The organism is Petrotoga mexicana DSM 14811, from assembly GCF_002895565.1.
Classification (GTDB): domain Bacteria; phylum Thermotogota; class Thermotogae; order Petrotogales; family Petrotogaceae; genus Petrotoga; species Petrotoga mexicana.
Genome location: NZ_AZRN01000014.1, coordinates 1 through 19,049, shown reverse-complemented (window position 1 = coordinate 19,049; position 19,049 = coordinate 1). Strand labels below are relative to the sequence as shown.

The 19,049-nt window shown below is 34.5% G+C and carries 20 protein-coding genes and 1 riboswitch; of the genes, 10 read left to right on the top strand and 10 right to left on the bottom strand.

Features of this window, described 5'->3' with window-relative positions; all coding sequences use genetic code 11:
- Positions 1 to 1,365 (top strand): hypothetical protein, encoded by a 1,365-nt coding sequence (locus tag X927_RS04675; RefSeq protein ID WP_103076944.1) that lies wholly within the window; start codon positions 1 to 3, stop codon positions 1,363 to 1,365.
- A gap of 74 nt (positions 1,366 to 1,439) precedes the next feature.
- On the opposite strand, the gene murA is transcribed toward X927_RS04675, so the two are convergent.
- From murA to X927_RS04660, 3 genes are read right to left on the bottom strand one after another with little or no spacing between them, the layout of a single operon-like run.
- Positions 1,440 to 2,732: a UDP-N-acetylglucosamine 1-carboxyvinyltransferase gene (murA, locus tag X927_RS04670; RefSeq protein WP_103076943.1), complete on the bottom strand. Its 1,293-nt coding sequence runs from the start codon at positions 2,730 to 2,732 to the stop codon at positions 1,440 to 1,442.
- Between the two features lie 33 nt (positions 2,733 to 2,765).
- Positions 2,766 to 3,578, bottom strand: a complete 813-nt coding sequence (locus tag X927_RS04665) for a hypothetical protein (protein WP_103076942.1) — start codon at positions 3,576 to 3,578, stop codon at positions 2,766 to 2,768.
- Positions 3,529 to 4,362 carry a Cof-type HAD-IIB family hydrolase gene (locus X927_RS04660; RefSeq protein WP_103076941.1) on the bottom strand — a complete coding sequence of 278 codons (834 nt, stop codon included), beginning with the start codon at positions 4,360 to 4,362 and terminating at the stop codon, positions 3,529 to 3,531. Before X927_RS04660 ends, X927_RS04665 begins: the two co-directional genes overlap by 50 nt.
- 346 nt (positions 4,363 to 4,708) lie before the next feature.
- Here X927_RS04660 and X927_RS04655 point away from each other — a divergent pair, with 346 nt between their 5' ends.
- Together X927_RS04655 and X927_RS04650 are read left to right on the top strand one after the other, a co-directional pair.
- Complete coding sequence (locus X927_RS04655) at positions 4,709 to 5,134, top strand: PPC domain-containing DNA-binding protein (protein WP_103076940.1); 426 nt, start codon at positions 4,709 to 4,711, stop codon at positions 5,132 to 5,134.
- 31 nt (positions 5,135 to 5,165) lie between these two features.
- Positions 5,166 to 5,933: a TatD family hydrolase gene (locus X927_RS04650; RefSeq protein WP_103076939.1), complete on the top strand. Its 768-nt coding sequence runs from the start codon at positions 5,166 to 5,168 to the stop codon at positions 5,931 to 5,933.
- On the opposite strand, the gene fmt is transcribed toward X927_RS04650, so the two are convergent.
- The 3 genes from fmt to surE are packed head-to-tail and all read right to left on the bottom strand — an operon-like array spanning position 5,920 to position 8,175.
- On the bottom strand, positions 5,920 to 6,879 hold the full coding sequence (fmt, locus tag X927_RS04645) for a methionyl-tRNA formyltransferase (RefSeq protein WP_103076938.1): 960 nt from the start codon (positions 6,877 to 6,879) through the stop codon (positions 5,920 to 5,922). The two genes, X927_RS04650 and fmt, sit on opposite strands and share 14 nt — an antisense overlap.
- A complete protein-coding gene (gene def, locus X927_RS04640; RefSeq protein ID WP_103076937.1) occupies positions 6,876 to 7,412 on the bottom strand; it encodes a peptide deformylase in 537 nt (178 codons plus the stop codon). Before def ends, fmt begins: the two co-directional genes overlap by 4 nt.
- Before the next feature lie 4 nt (positions 7,413 to 7,416).
- A complete protein-coding gene (surE, locus tag X927_RS04635; protein WP_103076936.1) occupies positions 7,417 to 8,175 on the bottom strand; it encodes a 5'/3'-nucleotidase SurE in 759 nt (252 codons plus the stop codon).
- Between the two features lie 369 nt (positions 8,176 to 8,544).
- On the opposite strand from surE, the gene X927_RS04630 reads away from it, so the two are divergent.
- The 7 genes from X927_RS04630 to X927_RS04600 all read left to right on the top strand — a co-directional run bounded on the left by X927_RS04630 (position 8,545) and on the right by X927_RS04600 (position 15,090).
- A complete protein-coding gene (locus X927_RS04630; RefSeq protein WP_103076935.1) occupies positions 8,545 to 9,837 on the top strand; it encodes a nucleotidyltransferase in 1,293 nt (430 codons plus the stop codon).
- Positions 9,838 to 9,883: 46 nt separating this feature from the next.
- Positions 9,884 to 11,407, top strand: coding sequence for a glutamine-hydrolyzing GMP synthase (guaA, locus tag X927_RS04625; protein ID WP_103076934.1), 1,524 nt, complete (start codon positions 9,884 to 9,886; stop codon positions 11,405 to 11,407).
- 17 nt (positions 11,408 to 11,424) lie between these two features.
- Positions 11,425 to 12,078: a histidine phosphatase family protein gene (locus X927_RS04620; RefSeq protein ID WP_169925139.1), complete on the top strand. Its 654-nt coding sequence runs from the start codon at positions 11,425 to 11,427 to the stop codon at positions 12,076 to 12,078.
- Between the two features lie 31 nt (positions 12,079 to 12,109).
- Entirely contained in the window at positions 12,110 to 12,811 is a 702-nt protein-coding gene (locus tag X927_RS04615) for a 2-phosphosulfolactate phosphatase (RefSeq protein WP_103076932.1), read from the top strand.
- 29 nt (positions 12,812 to 12,840) lie between these two features.
- A complete protein-coding gene (locus X927_RS04610) occupies positions 12,841 to 13,386 on the top strand; it encodes an ECF transporter S component (protein WP_103076931.1) in 546 nt (181 codons plus the stop codon).
- A 113-nt stretch (positions 13,387 to 13,499) separates the two neighbouring features.
- Complete coding sequence (locus tag X927_RS04605; RefSeq protein WP_103076930.1) at positions 13,500 to 14,567, top strand: class I fructose-bisphosphate aldolase; 1,068 nt, start codon at positions 13,500 to 13,502, stop codon at positions 14,565 to 14,567.
- A gap of 70 nt (positions 14,568 to 14,637) precedes the next feature.
- Positions 14,638 to 15,090: an RrF2 family transcriptional regulator gene (locus X927_RS04600; protein ID WP_103076929.1), complete on the top strand. Its 453-nt coding sequence runs from the start codon at positions 14,638 to 14,640 to the stop codon at positions 15,088 to 15,090.
- Positions 15,091 to 15,098: 8 nt separating this feature from the next.
- On the opposite strand, the gene X927_RS04595 is transcribed toward X927_RS04600, so the two are convergent.
- The 4 genes from X927_RS04595 to X927_RS04580 are packed head-to-tail and all read right to left on the bottom strand — an operon-like array spanning position 15,099 to position 18,513.
- Positions 15,099 to 15,851 (bottom strand): PfkB family carbohydrate kinase, encoded by a 753-nt coding sequence (locus X927_RS04595; RefSeq protein ID WP_103076928.1) that lies wholly within the window; start codon positions 15,849 to 15,851, stop codon positions 15,099 to 15,101.
- Positions 15,852 to 15,860: 9 nt separating this feature from the next.
- Entirely contained in the window at positions 15,861 to 16,631 is a 771-nt protein-coding gene (locus X927_RS04590; protein ID WP_103076927.1) for an ABC transporter ATP-binding protein, read from the bottom strand.
- Positions 16,628 to 17,638 (bottom strand): FecCD family ABC transporter permease, encoded by a 1,011-nt coding sequence (locus X927_RS04585; RefSeq protein ID WP_103076926.1) that lies wholly within the window; start codon positions 17,636 to 17,638, stop codon positions 16,628 to 16,630. Before X927_RS04585 ends, X927_RS04590 begins: the two co-directional genes overlap by 4 nt.
- Positions 17,635 to 18,513, bottom strand: coding sequence for an ABC transporter substrate-binding protein (locus X927_RS04580; protein ID WP_103076925.1), 879 nt, complete (start codon positions 18,511 to 18,513; stop codon positions 17,635 to 17,637). Before X927_RS04580 ends, X927_RS04585 begins: the two co-directional genes overlap by 4 nt.
- 68 nt (positions 18,514 to 18,581) lie before the next feature.
- Positions 18,582 to 18,745, bottom strand: a riboswitch (cobalamin riboswitch).
- Positions 18,746 to 19,049: the final 304 nt, after the last annotated feature.

The following is a 19,049-nucleotide window of genomic DNA, read 5'->3' as shown; positions in this document are numbered from 1 at the left end:
ATGAAGAAAGTTTTATTGTCTTTGTTGGTAGTTTTTGCTTCATTGGCGCTTTTTGCTGTGGAGCCAGTGTTTGATGTTAGTGGAACTGCAGGTTTTGAATTCAAGATAGATGAAAGTGCGTTGGATATTGAACAGGTGTTGGACCCAGATCTCAGTATCGATGTTAGTTTTACTACAACACTTCCGGCAACTTTAACAGCAGGTTTTACATTTTCACCTGTAACTACTGAATCAACTCCAGTTTATGACACCGAGGGAGCCACTACAGATGTCATAACAAGTGTTGAACCTGGATTAAGTTTGGACTTTGTTCAATATGAAGAAGAAGCATGGTTGTTAAGATTCGAACCCAATGTTATTGGATTGAGTACTTACACAATTAATGGAGATTTCACTGATGCTGAAGGTGCATTAAAACTTGGCTTAACCGATTACGGGGTCAACTTGGTTTTGGCAGATAGAGTAGCCGGAGAAGTAACCGAGCATGCTACAGAAGATATCGCTCTAGCTGAAGGATGGATTTTTGGTGCTAGTTACGATCTAGATGTAAGTGGTGTTAAAGGACTTGTAGCTGGAGCTTATAAATTTGAAGATGCAACCAACAACAGAGTTACCATTGAAGGAGAAGTTACAGAAGTGCCAGAGGCCTGGGGTAAGTTAAGTGCCGATTTAGTGTTTGGTTTCTTGAATTATGGAGATGATACAACTGATGATTCTACAAGCGCTTACAGAGTAGATTTAGCTTATGAATACCCATATGAAATGGAACCAATAACAGTCACACCTCACGTTGGATTAACATGGCAAGATAATTTGGAGCTTGTTTACGAAGAAGAAGTTGCAAATGATGAAGACGGTGATGTAAGTTGGGCTGACACACAAGAAGTCACTGCAGGAGTAGATTTAAGCTATCTTGCAACACCAATAACAGTAGAGTTAACTGATACATTCACAATTGACATGTTAGAAGAAGACCCTGTTTATCTCTTAGATCTTACTCCATCTGTTGAATACGCTATTTCCGATAAAAGTTCAGCAGGAGTAGAAGTTCCTGTTTCTTTCTTAGATTTAACTAACGAAGGAACTATAACTGTTGAACCACATGGTTATGTTGAATATGCTGTACCAGACACAAAAGTTACGTTAGCTGGTGATGTATATTATTTCTACGATAATAAAGACGAATCTGAGGATAACAAATTAGCTTATATGGGTGAAGTTACTTATAATTTTAGTGAGAATGTTTCTGCTGGAGCTCACCTTGGTAATGAAGTTTGGGATGACGATGAAGAAGAAGTTATTGGAGCAAATGAATTAGCAGACTTACATTGGTATCTATACCTAAAAGCTGAATTTGAATTCTAAGATGATTGATAAATCAAAAAGCTGGCTTTGATAAGCCAGCTTTTTTAGTTTTAAAAGTTTTAGAAAAGAAAATTTTATTTTTCGTAAATTAAGTCTATACCCACTTGTTCTAATTTATCGTGTATGTTTTCGTAACCTCTAAAGATATGATCCACATTTGAGATAATTGTTTCTCCTTCTGCAACGAGTCCTGCTATAAGTAACGCTGCAGCAGCTCTTAGATCTGTAGCTTCTACAGGTGCTCCCGATAGTTTGCTTACCCCTTCTATAATTGCCGTATTGTCTTCTACTCTGATCTTTGCTCCCATTCTGTTCAACTCATCTATATGGTAAAATCTGCTTTTAAAAACAGTTTCGGTTATTGTAGATCTCCCTGGGACCAAAGATAAAAAGGTTGTGATCTGAGGCTGTAAATCTGTTGGAAATCCTGGAAAAGGAGCTGTTTCCATGCTGATACTGTTCAATGTGTTGAGAAGTGTTTCTGTCACTCTTACTTCTCTTTTTTTCTCATCGTAATCTACAGGGCTTCCTATGTTTTCAAATACTGAGAATAAACTATTGAGATGCTCAGCAGATACGTTTTTTATTGTTAGTTCTTGGCCAATGAGTTTACCTAGTATAATATAGGTACCAGCTTCAATTCTGTCAGGGATTATAGTGTATTTTATACCCGATAATTTTTTTACTCCTTCAATTTTCAATATTGAGGTTCCCCCACCTGTTATCTTAGCTCCCATTTTGTTTAAAAAGTTTACTAGATCGGTCACTTCGGGCTCTATAGCGCAATTAGTAATAGTTGTATTTACGCCTTCCAGCAAGCAAGCGGTAGTCAAAACATGTTCTGTGGCTCCTACACTTGGAAAAGGTAAGGATATATTTATTAGACTGTTAGGATTGTTCAATTTACTGGTTACGAAACCGTGTTCAATCGTACTTTCAATTCCTAACTTTTTTAGACCCTCTAAATGAAAATCTACAGGTCTTGCACCGATCGAACATCCACCTGGAAGTGCAACTTTCGCATAACCATTTCTAAGGGTTAATGGACCATACACGTTGAAAGAAGCCCTCATTTTCCTTACGGGTTCATATGGAATCTCAGAATTGATATTACCCGAACTCCTAATTATCAATTGATCATCGAAACGTTCTATTACTTTTCCTGCGCTTTCTAGTATTTCAATCATGGTTCTAACGTCGGCTAAATCTGGGACATTCCTTAACTCAATATCATCGTCAGTGAGTAAAGATGCTCCCATAATTGGTAGCACGGCGTTTTTTGATCCAGAAACGGTTAAAGTACCTTTTGCCTTTTGAGGTCCTTTTACAATCATTTTTCCAGATGTATCTAAACCAATACTTTTCAATTTTAGCCCCCCTAAGAAATAATGAAAGAACGTTCACCAATTTTTATTTCCGGTAGGTTGTAATTCACCAGAAAAAACCTTCCTTGCACTTTCTTCAACAGATTTAGAAAAATACGTTACTGATTTTAAATCTGTAGTGTTTATTTTTCTATATAACAAGTTTTCTCCTTCATCACGCCATCCCGTTAGTATAATGCTATTGTTAAAAACTTCCTGAATTGTTTCTTCAAGAGAACCTTTCCCGTAATTCCATGGCAGTAAAAATAGATTGTTTTTCTGAAGGTAAAGTTTACTACCATCAAAAAAGAGATCTACATTTTTTATCTGATCTGAATAAGTGTAAAATGATCCGCTTTTTTGAAGTAAAGATTGCGTAGCGTTTCTATCGTCTTTAGATGTTATAATGATTACGGGGGTAATACCACTTGTTTCTAACCCTCTTATCATCCTGTAAAGGACTTCAGATATCAAATAAGGTGAATTCCCAATGTACTTTAAAGGATCATCAGAATCTTCTTCTAAAACCATTAAATTACCAAACACAACAAAATCAATTCCCAAATTTTTAAGGTAATAACCTAATTCTCTTGAAAAATCCTGAATTAAAGAAAAGTTTCTAACTGCTCCTAACGCCAAATAACAAAATTCAGGATCTATTTCATTTAAATTCAACAAATATCCTACCATGTAATTTGGGTCTAATTCGGTGTTTTCAATATCTGTTAAAGTATGAAAAAATTTTCCGACTATCTGATCATCCTCTTTTATTATATCGTATATACTTCCAAAAGTAAAGCTAAGTATTAACATTGTCAAGATCGTCAGACAATATTTTTTCAATGGCATATGCCACACCATCCTCATCGTTACTTGGTATCAGGTAATTTGCTACTTTTTTTACGTCTTCTGTGGCGTTTCCCATGGCAAAACTATTTTTTGTTAATTCAAGCATGTCTATATCGTTTTCGGAATCACCAAAAACGTATAAAGTATTGGGATCTAAGTTGTACATTTTTGAAATTATCTTCAAACTATTCCCTTTGGAGGCACCGTCAGGAATAAAGTCCAAGTAAGTATCCCAAGATTTCATGAGGTTAAACTCACCTTGAAATTCTTTCTCCGCTAATTTTTTAACGAGGTCTATTTTCTCTGGCTCTCCAATTGCTAATATTTTTAATGTTGGGTGAGCCGAATTTTGTATTTCAGCTATTAAATCATCCACCAGCACATAATCAACAAATGAATGTTTAGAATAATCTCTAATCTCTTTATCGTCTATTTCCGAAATAAGTTTATCGTTTATATAGATGTGCCTGTGGATATTAAGGCTTCTAAGAAATCTTATACACTTAACAGCACTTTCCTTTGAAACACCTTTTTCAAAAACTACTTTTCCATTGTGGTCGACTATATATCCTCCGTTGTATGAGGAAATAATCACATTGCCTTTTAAAAAAGGGAGAAAGTTTTCAACAACGTACATAGTTGAGGCATACATTCTTCCGCTTGCTATTATTATAAGATGGCCCTCTTCTTTTAATCTTTTCAAAGTTTGGTATGTTTTTGGCGAAATTCTTACATCGGAATTTAAAAGAGTTCCATCCAAATCAAAAACAAAGGTTTTTTTCATCTTCTTCTCCTTTCGACCTGCGACTTTTTTAAAAGCAAAATCTTTCTTTTATTAGCGCCCCTTCGCCCCGCTCCCCACCCATTAAGGAAGGGTTTCTGTCACCCTTTCAACCCGCTCCCCGCCCATTAAGGAAAAGATTCTGTTACCACTTCGTCCCGCTCCCCGTCCGCAGTTAGCCCTTCGCTCGGTAGCCTGAGATAATCTTAAACCGTCTTTTATTATTTTACCATATAAATCATTAATTATAAATTAATAAAGCCCACTTATAATGTTTTTCTTTCGCTTAAAGCCATCATAACAAATGTGTGGTATGATTTTTATAATCTAATTGAAGGGGGAGTATCGAATGGATTGTGCTAAATTTGGTAGTAAATACATAGTTAGATTAGATAAGGGAGAAGAAATAGTTTCAATGTTGAAAGACTTTTGTTCAAAAAATTCAATAAAATTAGGCACCGTATATGGCTTAGGTTCAACGAATGCTATAACAATTGGTTTGTTCAATACGCATGAGAAGAAATACTATTCAAAAGAGTTTAAAGGAGATTTTGAAATATTGAATCTTACAGGTAACATATCTACTATGAATGGAGATACGTATTTGCATTTACATGTAAGTATTTCAGATTCCGATCTTCGTTCTTATGGGGGACATTTAAATTCTGCAATAGTTAGTGGAACTGCAGAAATAATAGTTGAAAGTATAGAGGGCACAGTAGATAGAAAATTTGATTCAGAAGTTGGTCTCAATCTGTATGATTTCAAGGGATAATGCAGTCTATTGTAAGAAAGGAGTAAACAAATTGAATTTTATTGATACTCATTGCCACTTATTACTCAAACAGTTTGATGAAGATAGAAAAGAGATGTTGAAAAAAGCAAATGAAGAGCTAGATCTGTTGATAGAAATTGGTATAAATGTAGAGTCATCAAAAAGGGTTGTTGATTTTATAAAAGATGAGGAAAAAATATTTGGAGCTGTTGGAATACATCCCACTGAAAGCCAGGATTTAAAGGAAACGGATTTAGATGAAATAAAAGAACTTGCAGGAAGGCCCAAGATAGTTGCAGTTGGAGAAATCGGATTGGATTTTCATTGGGAAACGAATAAGCAAGACCAGTATAAAAGTTTGGATGCTCAATTAGATATTGCCAAAGAGATGGGTTTACCGGTAGTTTTTCATATTAGAGATGCATATGATGAAGCATATAATTTTTTGCAGAAAAAAGGGTTGCAAGAAATTAAAGGTGTCGTTCATTGCTTTTCAAGTGATTGGGAAACAGCACAGAAATTCTTGAATTTAGGATTATATTTAGGTTTTGATGGTCCGATTACTTATCCAAAAAATAATAAATTGAGGGAAGTGGTTGAAAAAACACCTGTTGATAGAATTTTACCTGAAACAGATTCGCCATTTTTACCACCTGTACCTTATAGAGGAAAAAGGAACAACCCGACGTACGTAAAGTATGTTTATGAAAAAATATCAGAAATAAAAGGGATAGATGTTGAAACTTTAAAAGAGATAACAAAAAGCAACGTTGAAAAACTTTTCTTTAATAGAGGCTAAAATGTGTCGATACTTTTAGCTTTTTCCCATTGATAGCATCTATTGTGGTTATCTTTTTTCTGCCAGGGAATTGTATCTCTTTTATCTTTACAGCCCCGTCTCTACACTTTACAAGTATTCCGTCTTTTTCAATATCAATTATTGTTCCTGGTTCTTCTTTATTTTCTGTTGACAACAAATCAGGAGAAAATTCCGAACCAAATATCTTTACCTCTTCTTTTTCGTATACGCTTCTTACTCCAGGGTATGGATCGTAAGCTCTAATCTTGTTATGAACCTTTATAGTATCATTATTAAAATCTACTATGAGATCTCCTTTTGTAATTTTTTCTGCATATGAGGCTTCTTCTTCATTTTGTGGTTTCAAAGTTAACTGATCGAATGAGTTTAAAAACTCTAAAACAGTCTCTTTGGCAAGTAATAATAATTTTTCATAAACTATGCCATAATTGTCGTTTATTTCAATAGAAATCCTTTTTTGAATGGCGATATCTCCCGCATCTAGAGCTTCTACCATCTTGAAAATAGTGATTCCTGTTTCATTTTCTCCATTTTCTATAGCTCGTTGAATTGGAGCTGCTCCCCGATATTTGGGCAATAGAGAAGCATGTACATTCCAACACCCTTTTGGTGGAAGTTTTAAAACATTTTTCCGCAATATTTTTCCAAAAGCAGTGGTAATAATAATATCAGGGTTCAGCTCTTTCAAAAAGTCAAACCCCTCTCCCTTATTAACACTTTTTGGTTGAAATACGGGGACATTATATTTTAAGGCAACTTCCTTAACTGGTGTTGGTTGAAGCTTTTTTCCACGCCCTTTAGGTCTGTCAGGTTGGGAAAATACTCCAACAACATTAAAATTGTTATTTATTAATTCTTCTAAAACTTCGGCACCGAAATCAGGCGTACCCATGAAAACAATTTTAAACTCCCTGGTATTTATCATAATTTAACTGTATCACCTAACTCTAATGCACGTTTTTTACCTTTTTCTATTAGTTTGTTTAGTTCCTTTTTTAACAGGGCCTTCTTTACAATGGGCAATTTGTCAGTGAATAAAATTCCATCAAGATGATCTGTTTCATGTTGGAATATTCTTGCCTGATATCCATGAAGTTCTTCCTCTATGTTGTTTCCGCTTAAATCCTGATAACGCACCTTCACGCCCTCAGGTCTTACCACATCTTCAAATATATCAGGGATGCTTAGGCATCCTTCTTCAAAGCTAACCTCTTCTCCCAAGAACTCTATTATTTCGGGGTTAATAACAACTTTTTTGCCCTTTTCATTTTCTTCTCTAGAATCCATAATGAAGAGCCTCAACGAGATTCCCACTTGAGGTGCGGCTAAACCTACTCCGTCATATAGATACATTGTGGAAAACATCTCATCAATGACATTTTTTAAGTTTTCATCGATTTTTTCCACTTTTTTCGCCCTTTTTCTTAAAACAGGGTCTCCAATGAGTCGAATTTCCATCTCTTTAAACCTCCAACCGTGATTTTAATTCATCTATAAAATCATATTTTGTCATGAAAACACTTAACGGTGTTACGGAAACATAACCTTGATTTATTACATTATAATCTGAATTATCATCGTTATCATCTTCTATGATATTTCCCAACATCCAATAATAAGAATTTCCAAAAGGATCCTTTCTTTCTTCAAAGTAGTCTTGGTACCTTCTTCTACTTTGTTTGGTAATTTTTATACCTTTCATTTCATCGTAGGGGATTTTTGGGATATTGACATTTAATGTAGTGAATTCTGGCCAATTGTTCAAATCTAATTTTTCCAAGATATTCAAAACAACCTTTGCCCCATCTTCAAAGTTAGGATTGGAAAAGTCAACACAGGAAACAGCGATAGAAGGATAACCGCCTACAGCACCTTCCAATGCAGCAGAAACGGTGCCAGAATAAAGCACATCCGTTCCAAGATTGGCACCCCTATTTATACCGGAGATTACAACATCAAAATGTATATCTTTATATATCGCGTCTAACCCTATTTTAACACAATCGGCAGGAGTTCCATTCACTGCGTGACCAAAGAAAGTGTCTCCAAACTTAACTTTTTTAGCCCAAAGAGGGTTTCTCACTGTAATTCCATGTCCTGTTGCACTTCTTTCTATGTCGGGTGCGACAACGTAAACATTGTTTTTTTCTTGAAGATACATTTTTAAAGTAATAATACCTGGAGACATTATTCCATCATCGTTTGAAAGTAAAATATTCACGAATTCTACTGCTCCTTTTTAATTTTATCGGTTGAATTATTTTTTATAATTTTAACATATTTACTTTATAATTTATTAAATACTTAATTAATTTTGCTGACCTGTGCAAAACGTTTTTTCATAATGCCTTAGAAATGGTTTTCAAATCTCATGTGGGCTAACTGTGGGGCGGGCTGCGGGGCGAAGGGGCGCTAAAATACTTTTTAAAGACACTATTCTCATTTGTGTAGTTTTTGCTGCTTTTTGCAAAAAGTCTTATTCCTAATGTTTTAAAAGCTATATCCATAATTTTCATTTGTGTAGCAAATGATGCATACAAAACTGGTATAATAAATATAAAAGGCTATTTTTTTAAAAAGGAGATCAACTTTGAGAGTTTTAGGTGTAGTAGTTGAATACAATCCTTTTCACAACGGGCACCTTTATCATTTGAGAGAAGCTAAAACTTTAATTAACCCTGATTATACAATCGCTGTAATGAGCGGGAATTTTGTCCAAAGAGGAGAACCTGCAATCTTGGATAAGTTTTCTCGAGCTGAAGTTGCAATAAATATGGGAGTAGACATCGTCTTCGAATTGCCTTTTGTCTATTGTATACAAGATGCAAGCGGCTTTGCTACAGGGACCATAGGAATATTAGAGAGAACTAACGTTGTTACAGATATTGTTTTTGGTAGTGAATCGAGTAATTTAGAAGTTTTGGATAAAATATCGACCATTTTATACGAGCAACCCAAAACTTTTAAAAAGTTACTCAACAAGAATTTAAAAAAAGGTTTATCATTTCCAAACGCTCGCAAATTTGCTTTAGTTGAATATTTAGAATCTTCAAATTACGAACACAATGTAATAGATATATTAGAACAATCAAACGATATCTTAGGTGTAGAGTATTTAAATGCTTTAAAATTATATGATTCAAAGATAGTTCCACATACTATTCAAAGAATAAAGGCGGGATACAATCAAAAAGAATTCACAGGTGAAATTTCCAGTGCCACTGCAATACGAAATCTTATAGAAAAAAACGAGATGAGCAAAGTTAAACAGGGAGTTCCATCCCTTTCATATGAAGTTCTACTTAGGGAGATTGAAAAAGGTAAAGCTCCAATCATGTTTGAAAATATGAGAGATATGATTTTAGCCAAGCTGCGAATGATGAAAAAAGAAGAGTTAATGCAAATAGACGGTGTAAAAGAAGGATTAGAGACTAGATACTCAAAATTTTCCAAAATAAGTTCCAACCTCACAGAATTAGTAAAAAACGTCAAGACGAAAAGGTTTACGTTGACAAGGGTGAAAAGGACTCTTTTAAAGATTTTTTTTGATTTAAAAGAGAAAGATGTAAAATTATACAACAGTCATGGACCACAATATTTAAGGGTTTTAGCCTTCACAAAGAAGGGTCAAGAGTTGCTGGGTAAAATGAAAAATCTTTCTGCTTATCCAATTATTACTACCCCATCGACATACAGAAAAACATATAATAGATTAAACGACAAGTTATTATCAAGCAAAAAAAGGTATCAAAGTATTCCTGAAATTTATTTAAATCAGATTGAATACGATTTTTTAGCAAGTAATATCTACACTTTATTATACAAAAACAGGGATTTATCTTCATACGAACCTGATAAAAAGCAAAAGGTTATAATTTCATGATTGTGTTGGTTTATAATTAAAATATATCAATTTCGGAGGTTCCTAGATGGAAAAGATTCTTGTCGTAGATTATGGTTCTCAGTACACTCAGCTTTTAGCAAAAAGGATTAGAGATTTGGGGGTGTTTTCAGAAGTAATTCAATATGACGATAATATATCCCTTAACAATGTGAAAGGCATAATCTTATCAGGTGGACCAGACAGCGTTTATGATATCGATGCACCCGATATATCAAATGAAATTTTAAATGCCAAACTTCCTATTTTAGGTATTTGTTATGGGATGCAGCTTATGGCGAAAAAACTTGGTGGAAATGTCGAACAAAGAGGTATGGCTGAGTATGGAAAAACGAAAATTACCATAACCAATCAATCCCTCTTATTTAAAAAGATTCCCAGTACATTTAACGTGTGGATGAGTCACAAAGATATGGTGACTCAAGTTCCCGAGAAATTTAAAATTACTTCTCTCACCTCAAACAATATCATCTCTTCTTTTGAAAACGAATCAGAAAATATATACTGCATCCAATTTCACCCCGAAGTTAGACATACTGAATTTGGAGCTGATATATTAAAAAATTTCATTCACGGCATATGTGGGTTGAAAGGTTCATGGACTTTGATGGATTTTGTTGAAAATAAGATAAAAGAAATAAAAGAGATTATCGGTGATAAAAAAGCAATTATAGCTTTATCAGGGGGAGTAGATTCATCAGTTGCGGCTGTACTAACCCATAGGGCTATAGGCAATAACCTGAAAGCCATCTTTGTAAACCATGGCCTTTTGAGAATGAACGAGGTTGAAGAAGTTGAAAGTACGTTCAGAGATTATATGGGTTTGAATTTGACAACTGTAGATGCCCAGGAGCGATTTTTAAGCAAATTAAAAAGGGTTACAGATCCTGAACAAAAACGTAAGATTATAGGTGAAGAGTTTATAAGGGTTTTTGAGCAAGAGGCCAAAAAAGAAAAAGACTGTGAGTATTTAATACAGGGAACAATATATTCAGATGTCATAGAAAGTGCAAAATCCGGGAAAAAGACATTCAAAATAAAGAGTCATCACAACGTGGGAGGACTTCCAGAGGATATAGATTTAAAAATAGTCGAACCACTTAAAGAGCTATTCAAAGACGAAGTCAGAAGCGTTGGAGAAATCTTAGGTCTCCCAAGAGAGATATTGTACAGGCATCCATTTCCAGGTCCTGGATTGGCGATTCGAATCATTGGAGAAATAAACGAAGAAAAATTAACAATTTTAAAAAAGGTAGATAGTATTTTTATAAAAACTCTTAAAGAAACAGGTTGGTACGATAAGGTATGGCAAGCTTTCGCTGTTTTAATACCGGTAAAAACGGTAGGTATAACTGGTGATAAAAGGAGTTATGGTTATGTAGCAGCTTTAAGGTCTGTTGATAGTGTGGAAGGTATGACTGCAGATTGGTCTAAAATTCCATTTGAAATTTTGGACTTGGTTTCCAGCAGAATAACCAACGAAGTTGAAGCAATTACCAGAGTGGTTTACGATATTTCATCAAAACCCCCTGCTACAATTGAATGGGAATAATTGGAGGTGTACGAGTTTTGGATATTTATTTAGTAAGACATGGAGCTACCCTTTGGAACAAAATGGGAATTTGGCAAGGTCAAAGAGACGTAGAACTTGATGAAGAAGGAATTAGTCAGGCTAAGGCAACCGCAGAAAGATTCAAAAATATGAAAATAGATGGAATGTATACATCCGTTCTACAAAGGGCTATTAAAACGGCAGAAATCATAAATCAGTACCATAATTTGCAAATAAAAAAGGATCCTGATTTGAGTGAATGCGATATAGGAAATTGGGATGGGAAAAAGTTAGAAGAGATACTTCTTAATTACAAAGAGCAATTAGAGTATTGGCATAAGGATATCTGGGCAGTGGTGGATGGTGTTGAGGCTTTAGGTGATGTTCAAAGAAGGGCTGTAAGGGCTATAAAAAGAATTGTTAAAGAGCATAACTTAGAGGATAAAATAGTCGTGGTTGCACATGGTTTAGCTATTAGGACTATTATTTCCTGGATTCTTAATATTCCACTTAATCAACATACCTCTTTTAGAGTTGACAATACATCTGTTTCACACGTTATATATGAAGGAGATTATAGATACATTTTAGCTTCTTTAAACGAAACGTGGCATCTCGAATATTATGGGCTAGAAACCTATCTCACTCCAGAAGAAAAGGAGATCGATTAAGATAACAGAAGAAAGTCTTTTTGAGCGAGAAATGAATGTCTATTTTCTACCTAATGAGAATATAAAAAATCATCAGATCTATATCCTTATCGATCTTTTAAGGGCTACTTCTAGTATATCTGCGTTAGTCCATTGTGGTGCAGAAGAAATTTTTGTAACGGACGACATCGATGTGGCAAAAGAATTGAAAAATATGGGATATTTACTCTCAGGCGAAAGAGGAGCCATTAAGTTAGAAGGTTTTGATTTTGGCAATTCTCCTTTGGAATTTTTAAATAATTCTGATAAAATAAGGAAAAAATCAATTGTACTAACTACTTCCAACGGATCTAAAGCAATGAAAAAAATAAACGAACTGGGAGATACAATTGCGCTTTCATTGCTGAATTTCTCTTCTGTAGTGGATTTCATAGTACAAAAAGATTTTCAAAATATTGGCATAGTTTGCTCTGGCACCAATGGGGTCGTTTCTTTAGAAGATTCATATCTGGCTGGATTGTTTGTTCAAAAAATCATGGAAAAACATACTTACAACTTAAATGATGGTGCGAAAATATCTTTAAATTTAACTAAAAGCAAGAGAAGTTATGTCATGAATTCCGATCATTCCAAAAGGCTTAAAAATCTTGGGCTCAAAGATGATCTGGAATTTTGTTTCAACATAGATTTGTTTCAAGTAGTACCATATTCAAAACAAAACAGTTATACATTCAAAAATTTAATTACAGTTTAGATCCATATATCAAAATGGAGGTGATTTACATGGAGAATGCTACCGCTCACCAGACAACCCTAAGAAGAGTTGCAAGATCACCTGTGTATATAGCGTTGGGAGTTGTTGTTTTTTCCTTTTTGGTTCATAGCATCGGTAATCCAATGCTGGGAACTATAATCTTACCGTTGCATTTTGTTGCTTTAATGGCTGGTATCATGGAAGGGGCAACGATTGGATTACTTGTAGGGGCTTTAATGCCTGTTTTAAATTTTTTACTTTTCGGTATGCCACCATTCCCTGTTTTCATATTTATGACCATAGAAGTTGCAACCTATGGATTTATATCAGGACTTTTAAATAAGAAAAACATATATTTTGATTTAATAGTATCTATGTTGATAGGTAGAGGTGTATATATGATAGCTTACTACACCATAGGAATAATACTTAACATAAATCTTAGTCCTTTAACTTCAATTTTAATGAGTTATGTGTTTGGAATTCCAGGTATAATTCTTCAACTGTTATTTATACCGATGATTGTGAAAAGAATGCCGTTTTCTGTTAGAGCGGGTGGCAGGGTGAAAAGTTAAAGACTCCTATGATTTTATGGGTCGGCTGTGCAAAGCAGAACCAACTCTTTGTTCCTTATGGGTCGGCTGGGGGGCAAAGGGCGCTTAAAAAACTTAAAAGGAGGAAAATACTTATGGATATCGACGTTATTCGAAATCTTCTTGCTGAGGAGGCAGATGAATTACTGAACTTTAATTCACCAAAGATTTCAAAAGATCAATTGTATCTCCCTGGTCCAGATTGGGTAGATAGAATTTTTGTAAACTCAGATAGATCACCTCAAGTTTTAAAAAGTTTACAACTTTTATTTGATCACGGCAGATTGGCTAATACGGGTTACTTGTCAATTCTTCCTGTTGATCAAGGAATAGAACATTCGGCGGGTGCCTCCTTTGCTCCCAATCCCATCTATTTTGATCCTGAAAATATCGTAAAATTAGCTATTGAAGGGGGCTGTAATGCGGTTGCTTCTACTCTAGGGGTTTTAGGAAGTGTGGCTAGAAAGTATGCTCATAAGATACCGTTTATCGTAAAAATTAACCACAATGAACTTTTAACTTATCCTAATACTTATGATCAAATACTCTTTGCCAACGTGAAGCAAGCATTTGAATTGGGGGCTACGGCTATCGGAGCAACTATATACTTTGGTTCCAAGGAAAGTAATAGGCAGATAGTTGAAATCAGTAAAGCTTTTCATGAGGCACATGAATTAGGTATGGCGACAGTATTATGGGCATATTTGAGAAACAATGCGTTTGTAAGAAACGGGAAAGATTATCACGTAAGTGCTGATTTAACAGGTCAGGCAAATCACTTAGGGGTTACGATAGAAGCCGATATAGTTAAACAAAAATTGCCTCAAATAAACGGAGGTTATACAGCATTAAACGAAGAAGAAAAATACGGAAAATTCAGCAAAAAAATGTATACAGACTTAGTCTCAGATCATCCAATTGATTTGGCCCGATACCAAGTTGTTAACAATTATATGGGAAGAATTGGATTGATTAATTCCGGAGGACCTTCAGGAGAAAATGATTTAGCTAACGCTGTAAAAACCGCTGTTATCAATAAAAGAGCTGGAGGCATGGGACTTATAAGTGGACGAAAGGCGTTTCAAAAACCAATGAAAGAAGGAATAGAAATATTGAATGCCATACAAGATGTTTATCTCTGCAATGAAATCACAGTTGCTTAAAAAAGATTGAATATAGGAGTTTAAGGGAAAGGGGATTGTTTATAAAACAAGAATAAAGGCGGGGAGTTTTATGTCGTTAACAATAAAGAGCTGTTATGCTATACGTGGTTTGTATGAAATGTATAAGCTTCAGAATAGAAACAAAGAAGAGAAAAACAGCAAAATCTCAATCTCGAAGATCGCGGAAAGTTCTGGTATTTCACAAGAATTTTTGGCAAAAATATTTGCCGAATTAAAAAAAACTAAAATAGTTGCTTCAGAAAAAGGCAAATTTGGAGGATTTTATTTTACAAAAGCACCTGAAGAAATCAATCTTTCAGAAATTGTAGAAGTCTTAGAAGTACCATTGAGCTCTTACGATTGTATTTCCGAAGGTGAATGTGAAAATCAAAATAATTGTCCCGTAGAGTTTGTCTGGAGAAGGGTACAAGATGCAATATTTAACGAGTTATCTAACATTACTTTAAAAGACGTGATAGAATATGGTAAAAAGAAGGAAGCTTTAGCGGCTAAAAGTCAATAGAACAATTATTAATACTTCATATTGATAATTTTGTTGTAAGCACCTAAGTATTGCGAAATTCTTTGAGTAGCGTTCACAGCATTATGTAGGATTTGTTCTTTTTCTAAATTATTCAAAATTCCGTCTATTAAGACTGTATCAAACACGTCACCCATACCGATTCCATATGGCGTTTTTTTGCCAGATAATGCTACTATTTTTTCACCCCATTTGGCTCCTTTTTCCCCTAGCTTTACAACATCGCAATTAAACAGAAAATTTTCACACTCTTTTTCGTTACCAATAAAAAACACATTTTCACACCTTTTATTTATTAACTTTGGCCTAGGACCTATATCAAAAAAGGTTTTTTTGTAATTCTGAAAAATATCGCTGTTTATTATGCGTTCATTAATTTCGGTAGTGATGAAGAGATACTCTGATTTTTTCTTTGGTATAATCAAGTCTAAATCATTTATTCTTCTATCTATTGCGATTGGCTTTTCATTCATTGTAATAAAAGTAGCGGTGTTTTGATCGACCTTCTTTATCCATTCAACATTAACAGCATGAAAAGATAGGCGCTCCAATAAAAAATTTCCAACAAAATCTTTTCCTACATTACCAAACATCCTCACATTATGGCCTAATTGAGAAAGTCCGATAGCCACATTTAGTGCCGATCCTCCCGGAAGTTGTAAAATTTCAGAATTGTGATAACCATCATTTTTAACTATATAAATGTCTAAAAAGATTCCACCGATTACATCGATATTAGCCATTTTCACACCTTATTTGAATAAAATTTGAGGGACTTTTTTTATTGGATGTTTTATAATATAAGCATCCATTTCAAAGATTTCATTCATGACAGATTCATTTAATACCTCTGCTGGTGTACCCGAATATTTAACAGATCCATTCTTCATAACTATTATTTTATCCGAGAATAATGCCGCGTTGTTCACATCATGAAATACTGCTAGAACTGTTTTCCTTTCTTTGGTGACCATTTCCTTAACAATTTTTAAGAGACTTTGAGTGTAACCGGGATCTAAATGCGAGGAGAATTCATCTAAAAGTAATATGGGAGTTTGTTGGGCAATTGCTCGAGCTATCATAACTTTTTGCTTTTCTCCTCCCGACATAGATGAAAAGGGCTTGTTCTTATAATTTGTTAGTCCAACAGCTTGAAGGGCTTTATCGATAATCCTTTTGTCCTGTTCGGATTCAAAAAAGCTTATTCTCTTTGAGAAAGGTATTCTTGACGTTGAAACGATACTTTCCAAATCGTAATCGAAAGAAGTGTTGAATTCTTGCGGTACAACTGCTACCTTTTTTGATAGCTCTTTGTAAGAATAATTCTTTAATTCACTATGGTTTAGTATTATTTCTCCTTTGTAATTTCTTAGAATTCCTGAAAGAATCTTGATAAGAGTACTTTTACCTGCTCCATTTGGGCCAATTATAGAAATAATATCTCCTTTTATTATTTTTAAATCGTCGATTTTCAAAAAAAAGCCATTCCCATAGGTGAAACGGACGTTATTAAATGTTATCATATTTTCTCTTTTCTCCTCATTACAAAAATGAATATTGGGGCACCTACTATTGAGGTTACCACACCGATAGGAAGTTCTGTAGGAGCAAATAGTGTTCTGGAAACAAAATCCGCAGACATTAAAAACATTCCTCCAATGAAGAATGAGTACAAATTTGAAACAAACGAGTACGGCCCTTTAATCATTCGAACTATATGAGGGATTATAAGCCCCACAAAACCTATTATTCCTACCTGTGACACAGTAAAAGATACTGCAAAAACGTTTATTACAATCAAAAAAAGCTTCAATCGATCAGGATTTATCCCTGAGAATACAGCCATGTCATCCCCCATCGAAAGGACGTTCAGTTGTTTAGAAAATAATAAAACTAAAATAAATTGAATGATAAGTGTAAAAATAAATTTAAAATTGTCACTCCAAATTAAATCTGCTGTACTTCCCATCAACCATGTGTTGACGTGAATTAAGTTTCCCCAGTACATCACGGTAAAAAGTGTAGTAAATGAATTAAACAAAAAGCTAATTATCACCCCGCTTAGTATTAGAGATAAAACGGGAAGTTTTTTACCCTGTCGTGCCAATATTAAAACAATAAATGTTGCAAATATGCCAAAAAGAAAAGAAAAAGTTTCTAATCCAAGAAAAAGAGAAAGACCATAAATGCTGCTCAACGCTGTGTATAATACTGCACCAAAGCTTGCTCCTGACGAGATTCCTAAAACGTATGGATCTGCTAGGGGATTTTGTACTACCAATTGTAAAACATTCCCAGAAACTGCCAATATGCTGCCCACAAGAAAACTTCCAACCACTCTTGGAAGTCTTATGTTTAAAATTAAATTGTTGTAAATATCGTGACTATTTTTACCTATTAAAGAGGCGAAGATATCCTTAACGGGAACTTTCACACTTCCAAAAGATGTGAAAAGTAAAATTAAAATAAAACTGGAGGTTATGAGAAATAAAACAAGGGGGAGCTCCCCTTGTTTTTTGATGATTCTCATCTGTTTTCACCAAAATACTCATATAATTGTTCAAGGACATCGATCAGTGATGGAGAAGCTTGAGAAATCTTGTTACCATCGACCATAACTATTTTCCCTTCTTTAACAGCTTTTACGTTTTTAAACTGTTCGGCATTCAAGATAGTATTTTTTGCACTCTCGTCGCCTTCGTAGTAGGAAGCAACGATTATGATATCGGGATTTTGAGCAACAACGAATTCAGGGCCAACCAGTAAAAACCCATTATTGCCCGTATAAGAAGCGGCTAAGTTTAATCCACCAGCGTAAGCAATTGATTCATTTACAAATGAGCCTGTTCCTGCCGTCCAAATTTCAGCTACATTATTTTGAACCATTAAATATAAAACCGTTGGTTTATTTTTCCAAGTGAAAGAACTTTTGGCTATATTTAAAACATTTTGTCTTAGTTTATTTGAAAGAGTTTGAGCTTTTTCTCTCTCGCCTAAGATACTGCCAATTAATACAATATCCCTATAGATATCATTAAAATTAACTGGATTAATCACAAAGGATTTGATATTGTATCTTTCCAATCTACTAATCTCAGGTTCTTGAAACCCTCCAGTTAAAAAAACAACATCCGGATTCAAAGAAACTATTTTTTCGAGATTTAAAGGCACTAAATTACCAATTTTTTCAGCATCTATATGGGTATCCCAATCTGTTACGCCTACTACTTTTTCCTCTAAGCCTAAATATTTGATATAATCAGATACAGCGGGTGCGGCGGAAATAACCCTGTTAACCTCTCCCTCAAAAGAGACTAATCTTCCAAGATCATCCACCATCAAATACTCTGCGGTCAAAACAACCGACAACAAAATCGTAAAAAATGTAAATAACACCTTCCTCATACCAAATGGCCTCCTTATATAAATTAGCGCCATTTAAACATTTTTTCTATCTCTTTGGCGCGAAGAGATAGAAAAACCTGCATTATTTAGGTCTCCCGACTTTCGGATCACTCTACTCCTTACGCCTTCCCGGATCTTTCCAGTGGCTTTTGTAAGTTTCGTCCCCGATTACGGTGGCGCGACCGTAACGGATTTTCACCGTTTTCCCTTAAAATAATGCAGCAAATATTGACTTCATTACTTGCCGTGAGGCTGTTTCTTTTTAATTATATCATTTCGATATTCTTTTTTCAATTTTTTCTGGCTGTATAATAAAAATGGTTGATGAGATACTTGACAAAAGGGATAAAAAAAGATATCACTCCTCATAGAACAAAAAACAAAAAAATAAAAAGAGAGAGAGGAGTGATATCATGAGCAACAAAATTATAGCACAAATACTGGGTATTGACAAAGGTTTTAAGTTAAAAGAGAGAAAAGATTTGAGAAAAGATGGAGAGATTTATTTTGAAGTGAGATATTCGAAAAAGGTAGGG

Bases quoted from the DNA above. Each gene is read 5' to 3' on its own strand.
- X927_RS04675 (WP_103076944.1), top strand. From the start codon at position 1: ATGAAGAAAGTTTTATTGTCTTTGTTGGTAGTTTTTGCTTCATTGGCG.
- X927_RS04665 (WP_103076942.1), bottom strand. From the start codon at position 3,578: ATGCCATTGAAAAAATATTGTCTGACGATCTTGACAATGTTAATACTT.
- X927_RS04660 (WP_103076941.1), bottom strand. From the start codon at position 4,362: ATGAAAAAAACCTTTGTTTTTGATTTGGATGGAACTCTTTTAAATTCC.
- X927_RS04655 (WP_103076940.1), top strand. From the start codon at position 4,709: ATGGATTGTGCTAAATTTGGTAGTAAATACATAGTTAGATTAGATAAG.
- fmt (WP_103076938.1), bottom strand. From the start codon at position 6,879: ATGATAAATACCAGGGAGTTTAAAATTGTTTTCATGGGTACGCCTGAT.
- def (WP_103076937.1), bottom strand. From the start codon at position 7,412: ATGGAAATTCGACTCATTGGAGACCCTGTTTTAAGAAAAAGGGCGAAA.
- guaA (WP_103076934.1), top strand. From the start codon at position 9,884: ATGGAAAAGATTCTTGTCGTAGATTATGGTTCTCAGTACACTCAGCTT.
- X927_RS04615 (WP_103076932.1), top strand. From the start codon at position 12,110: ATGAATGTCTATTTTCTACCTAATGAGAATATAAAAAATCATCAGATC.
- X927_RS04610 (WP_103076931.1), top strand. From the start codon at position 12,841: ATGGAGAATGCTACCGCTCACCAGACAACCCTAAGAAGAGTTGCAAGA.
- X927_RS04605 (WP_103076930.1), top strand. From the start codon at position 13,500: ATGGATATCGACGTTATTCGAAATCTTCTTGCTGAGGAGGCAGATGAA.
- X927_RS04600 (WP_103076929.1), top strand. From the start codon at position 14,638: ATGTCGTTAACAATAAAGAGCTGTTATGCTATACGTGGTTTGTATGAA.
- X927_RS04595 (WP_103076928.1), bottom strand. From the start codon at position 15,851: ATGGCTAATATCGATGTAATCGGTGGAATCTTTTTAGACATTTATATA.
- X927_RS04590 (WP_103076927.1), bottom strand. From the start codon at position 16,631: ATGATAACATTTAATAACGTCCGTTTCACCTATGGGAATGGCTTTTTT.
- X927_RS04585 (WP_103076926.1), bottom strand. From the start codon at position 17,638: ATGAGAATCATCAAAAAACAAGGGGAGCTCCCCCTTGTTTTATTTCTC.
- X927_RS04580 (WP_103076925.1), bottom strand. From the start codon at position 18,513: ATGAGGAAGGTGTTATTTACATTTTTTACGATTTTGTTGTCGGTTGTT.